General features: G+C 66.1%; 6 protein-coding genes. 2 read left to right on the top strand and 4 right to left on the bottom strand.

What is annotated here, in order from left to right; genetic code table 11:
* From BM075_RS23605 to BM075_RS23615, 3 genes are all read right to left on the bottom strand, one after another.
* Positions 1–284: transposase (locus BM075_RS23605; RefSeq protein ID WP_177208471.1), on the bottom strand; the 284-nt coding region annotated here is incomplete at its 3' end.
* A gap of 420 nt (positions 285–704) precedes the next feature.
* Entirely contained in the window at positions 705–1541 is an 837-nt protein-coding gene (locus tag BM075_RS23610) for a ParB/RepB/Spo0J family partition protein (protein WP_177208472.1), read from the bottom strand.
* A gap of 116 nt (positions 1542–1657) precedes the next feature.
* Positions 1658–2143, bottom strand: coding sequence for a fasciclin domain-containing protein (locus BM075_RS23615; protein ID WP_093363068.1), 486 nt, complete (start codon positions 2141–2143; stop codon positions 1658–1660).
* A gap of 304 nt (positions 2144–2447) precedes the next feature.
* Between BM075_RS23615 and msrP the strand changes: the two genes are divergently transcribed.
* Complete coding sequence (gene msrP / locus BM075_RS23620) at positions 2448–3377, top strand: protein-methionine-sulfoxide reductase catalytic subunit MsrP (protein WP_093363069.1); 930 nt, start codon at positions 2448–2450, stop codon at positions 3375–3377.
* 3 nt (positions 3378–3380) lie between these two features.
* Here msrP and BM075_RS23625 read toward each other — a convergent pair whose 3' ends face one another.
* A complete protein-coding gene (locus tag BM075_RS23625) occupies positions 3381–4031 on the bottom strand; it encodes a hypothetical protein (protein ID WP_093363070.1) in 651 nt (216 codons plus the stop codon).
* Positions 4032–4135: 104 nt separating this feature from the next.
* On the opposite strand from BM075_RS23625, the gene msrQ reads away from it, so the two are divergent.
* Complete coding sequence (gene msrQ, locus BM075_RS23630; protein WP_093363071.1) at positions 4136–4771, top strand: protein-methionine-sulfoxide reductase heme-binding subunit MsrQ; 636 nt, start codon at positions 4136–4138, stop codon at positions 4769–4771.
* Positions 4772–5000 lie beyond the last annotated feature (229 nt).

The following is a 5000-nucleotide window of genomic DNA, read 5'->3' on the forward strand; positions in this document are numbered from 1 at the left end:
GTCGAGTAGTCCGGAACGGGCCAGTCCAGCCCTGCCAGGCGCAGGAGGCTCGCGACCATCCCGGCTGTCTGCCTGAGCGGCAGCTTGAACAGAACCTTGATCGATAGGCAGAACTGGATCGCGGCATTCGAAAAGACCGGCGGGCGCCCTGGGCGTCCCTCATGCGGCGCGTGCCAGGCCATCTCCTTGTCCAGCCAGATCAGCAGCGACCCGCGCTTCCTGAGCGCATCGTTGTAGGTGGACCAGTTCGTTGTGCGGTAGCGGGCGGGCTTGGGCTTGCTCATGTACCTCGTCTAACCGCATGAATTCCCGATGTGAATCCTTCACCGGCTGAGTTCTGCAACAACGCCTCAGTGACAAGCGAAGCGTCAAAAGACCGTTGGCGGCAGGAATGCGCAGTCAGCGGAGGCGCAACGCCAGCCGGGCGGGCGGTGGCCCGTGGGGCGGCGCCCTGACCTGCGAACGGCGCGCTTTATCCCGGCCAAGTCCGGAAGAGATCGGAACGATGCACCCAGACCAACCAAAGCGCCAGCCCGCGGGGACGGGCCGGCGCTGGCACGGCGGCATCGCCTTGAGGCCGTGCCCGGTTTGCATATCCGATGTCGGGACGGGTCGGGTCGGTCCGGTGGAGTTCGGGGTTCGCCTCGTTCAGAGGGCGTCTCGGCCGCGTGATATGGGCATTTCGCGTGGCCGCGTAGCGCGCCCTACGCCTCCCCGAACCACCGCTCAACGCGGTCCAGCACATCGTCGATCAGGCCGGGCGACTTCGCTTCCGGCCCTGAAAACCGCAGGATCCAGCCGGTGCGGGTGAGTTCGCGGCGCACGGTGAGCCCTGTGCGGATGCGGGCCATGCGGCGGGGGGCGCGGGGGGTGTTGGGGGCGGGTTCGCCGTCGCGGGGGGAGAGGGCCTCGGCGAGGACGGGGGCGAGGGCGGTCCATTGGGACTCGAGGGAATGAGTGGCGGGGTCCGGCAGGGCGTTGCGGAGCAGGTCCTCCCAACCGCTGCGCAGCGCGGCGGCGAGGCGGTCGAGCCGCGCGGTGGAGAGGCGTTCGGGCGTGGACAGGCAGCCGTCGAAGGCCTCGGCAACCATCAGGTGACCGCGCAGGCGGGAGCGTTTCTGGCGCGACTGGGCGGGGAAGAGGGCGTCGATGGCGGCGTCGGGCGTCTCGAACAGGCCGGCGGCAAGGCAGGTCTGGATCAGGCGGGCCTTTTCCCATGGGGTGATCTGGGCGCGGACCTCGTTCTCGGCGACCATGGCGGCGAGTGCGTCGGGCAGGCTGGCGGGGGCGCGGAGGAAGGCGGGGATGGTCTCGCGCTGCAACGCGCGGAAGGCGGCGAGGCGGCGGTGGCCGGAGATGAGCCCGTAGGGGCGGGGGGCACCTTCGGCGGTGCGGTAGAGCTCGATGGGCTGGCGCAGGCCGGCGCGCAGGATGGATGTGCGCAGCTCGGCCATTGCCTCGGGGTCGGTTGTGGCGCGGTCGCGGGGGAGCGCGTCGGCGTCGATGTCGGACAGGGGAATATTCAGGAGCGGGTCGGGCATGGGGGCCTCCTCGGTTGCCGGCGGAGTATGCCGGGGCCGGGGGCGGTGTTGCGCGACCGGACGAGGGGGCGAACGGTGGGCGAGGGCGCGGCGGGGTGCCGCGCCCCCGGGAGGGGTCATCCTTCGGGCAGGATCACCGCGTCCACGACGTGGATGACGCCGTTGGAGGCCTCGATGTCCGCCTGGACGACGTTGGCCTCGTTGACCTTCACGCCGTCACGGGCGTCGATCATCAGCTTGCCGCCGTTCACGGTCGTGGCGGAGACGGTCTGGCCCGCGAGCTCCTCCGACATCACCTTGGCCGGGACCACGTGGTAGGTGAGGATGGAGACGAGCTGGTCCTTGTTCCCGGGCTCCAGCAGGCTCTCCACGGTGCCGGCCGGCAGCGCGGCGAAGGCCTCGTCGGTGGGGGCGAAGACGGTGAACGGGCCGGCGCCCTTCAGGGTGTCCACCAGGCCGGCGGCCTGAACGGCGGCGACGAGGGTTTCGAAGGAGCCGGCGTTAACGGCGGTGTCGACGATGTCCATCGAGTGGTTTTCGGCGAAGGCAGGGGCCGAAACCATGGTGGCGGCGGCCAGTGCGAAGAAGGTTCTGCGGAACATGTTGGGTCTCCTCTCAAAGCGTCGGTGTCAAACGCCCTTGCTTGGCGTCGAAAGGGTGTACGGGCGGGTGCGGCGGTTGGATCTTTGCAAAAACGCGTTGGGGGCGCCGAAACGGTGAAAAACCGCGGTATGCGGGGCATTTGGGGCGCCTGATCACGATCTGATGACTGGATGTGATCTGCGCGTCACCGGTTTGGCGGGAGAAATGCCTGACGTTCGTCAACGTTCGCGTGAGATTTGGTTTCATACCCATCCCGGGCGGCGCGAAGTGTCGTATCAAGGGAGAAACCGTTGGAGGACCGATATGGCCGGACGCTGGAAAAACGATCTCACCTGGGCGGATGTCACGCCGAAAGCCGCTTGGCTGAACCGGCGGCAGATCATGGCGGGGGCCGGGGCGGTGAGCCTCCTGGCGGCTGCCGGGGGTGTGCGGGCGGCGACCGGCGCTGCCGCGTCTCCTTATTCGACCGACGAGGAGCAGAACTCCTTCGAAGATATCACCGGGTTCAACAACTACTACGAGTTCGGCACCGGCAAGGAAGACCCGGCGCGGTATGCGCATATGCTGACCACGGACGGATGGCAGGTCGAGATCGGCGGGCTGGTCGACACGCCGGGGACCTGGGGCATGGAGGACATCCTCAAGGGCACGTCGCTGGAGCAGCGGATCTACCGGCTGCGCTGCGTGGAAGGGTGGTCGATGGTGATCCCGTGGGTGGGCTTCGAACTGGCCGACCTGCTGAACCGCGTGGGCGTGCAGCCGAGCGCGAAATATGTGGCCTTCCAAACGGCGTTGCGGCCGGAGGAGATGCCGGGCACCCGCGCCCGCGTTCTGGACTGGCCCTATGTGGAGGGGCTGCGGCTCGACGAGGCGATGAACCCGCTGACCATTCTGGCGACAGGCCTTTATGACGAACCGATGCCCAAGCAGAACGGCGCCCCGATCCGGCTGGTCGTTCCGTGGAAGTACGGCTTCAAGTCCATCAAGTCGATCGTCCGGATCACCCTGACGGAGGAGCAGCCGCCGACAAGCTGGAACAAGGCCATCCCGCGGGAGTACGGCTTCTATTCCAACGTGAACCCGGAGGTGGACCACCCGCGGTGGAGCCAGGCGACGGAACGGCGGATCGGAAGCGGGTTTTTCGCCAAGCGGATGCCGACGGAAATGTTCAACGGCTACGGCGAGGAGGTCGCATCGCTTTACGCCGGCATGGACCTGAAGGCCAATTTCTGACCCTCAGATCCCCATGCGAAACCGCAGCGCCGGGCGCCCTGCCTCCGGCGGATGCGCGTTATTCGCCGCAAAGGCCTCCATCTCTGCGATGGACTGCGCCCGTTGGCCGAGAAACTTGGGAATGTAGAGATGCGGCTGATCGACGAAACTCAGGACGAGCGCTGGCCGTTTTGGATGCAGCGTGATGCTGCGGAGCTCCGAAATCTTTCGCATCTGCGCGCGCAGGTCGAGCCCGTGACACCGGATCTCGCGGCTGTCGTAGACAATCCGTCGAACGAAGAGGACCATGAACGCGGAATAGGCGAGCACCAGACCGGTGGCGACCTTCGCCACGACCGCGTGAAACGGCTCTGCCCAGCCGAGGGACTCCAGCACAGGTTCGAGGTCGAGATAGATCAGGAAGATGGCCCCGATGATCGGCGCACCGAGTCGCAGCCCCCAGGGCGGGCGCAGGACGCTCTTGAAATCCTCCGTCGTGGGGCGCGAGGGGAAGGCCGCGGAGAGTGCCGAAAGCCCGACCTCTTCCAGGCTGTCGTCCTGGGCAAAGATCGAGCTCTTTCCCGTGGAGCGACGCCAGAGGAGCATCGCGATCATGAAGGCCGCGGACATGGCGAGTGATTTGAGAAGAAAAAGAAGGGTCTGGTCGTGCGGCATGCGGGGTGGTCTTCGTGGCGTCAGGGGACGGACGACCTGGACCTGCGGAAGGATTTGCATGCCCGTAGGGCGAATTGAGGGCTGTCGTATTGGAGAGCGGTGCTGTGCTGGTTGATCGATTGAACAAGGCGCTTCGTGCGGTGCCGGCCTGGCCGCTTTACGTCGCGGGCGCCCTGCCGGTGATCTGGCTTTTCTATCGCGGTCTGATTGGCGGCCTCGGCGTAGACCCGGTGAAGGTAATCGAGCACCGTCTGGGCCTTTGGGGCCTATGGCTGCTGATCGCCGGGCTGGCCGTGACGCCGCTGGGCCGATTCACCGGGGTGCGGTTGATCCGGTACCGGCGGGCGATCGGGCTGCTGGCGTTCTTCTATATCCTGACACATCTGCTGGTCTGGCTGGTGCTGGACGTGCAGATCCCCCGGCTGATCTGGGCCGATATCGTGAAGCGGCCCTACATCACCATCGGCATGGCGGCGTTCGTGCTGATGATCCCGTTGGCCCTCACGTCGAACACCTGGTCGGTGCGCAAGCTCGGGGCTCTGCGTTGGCGTCAGGTCCACAAGCTCACATATGTTGTGGTCCCATTGGGAGCCATCCACTACGTGATGGTGGTGAAGGGCTGGGAGATGGAGCCGTTCTATTATCTGGCGACGGTGCTGGCCCTGCTGGGCCTTCGCCTCGTGCCGAAACGCCGTCGCGCGCCGATGCCAGGCGGAGCAGGGCGGCCGGCGCGATCCTGACCTAAAAACGACTCGGGATTCGCCGTTCTCATGCGCGTCCACGGCCACAAAACCGCTGAACGGCACCCGAAATGGCGCCAGTGAATGTACGTAAGTATCTGAAATGTATTGGGTTTCACATTCAGCCGGAAAAACCGTCATAATTTCGCAAAAAAGGGGTTGCGAGCACCGGTGAGTATCCGTAGAACCCCCTTCACCGGCGGCGCTGAGGGCGCTGGCGGGGCGGATC

Origin of the sequence: Tropicimonas isoalkanivorans, from assembly GCF_900112335.1 — a bacterium.
GTDB classification, from domain to species: Bacteria; Pseudomonadota; Alphaproteobacteria; order Rhodobacterales; family Rhodobacteraceae; genus Tropicimonas; species Tropicimonas isoalkanivorans.

Bases quoted from the DNA above. Each gene is read 5' to 3' on its own strand.
- BM075_RS23610 (WP_177208472.1), bottom strand. From the start codon at position 1,541: ATGCCCGACCCGCTCCTGAATATTCCCCTGTCCGACATCGACGCCGAC.
- BM075_RS23615 (WP_093363068.1), bottom strand. From the start codon at position 2,143: ATGTTCCGCAGAACCTTCTTCGCACTGGCCGCCGCCACCATGGTTTCG.
- msrP (WP_093363069.1), top strand. From the start codon at position 2,448: ATGGCCGGACGCTGGAAAAACGATCTCACCTGGGCGGATGTCACGCCG.
- BM075_RS23625 (WP_093363070.1), bottom strand. From the start codon at position 4,031: ATGCCGCACGACCAGACCCTTCTTTTTCTTCTCAAATCACTCGCCATG.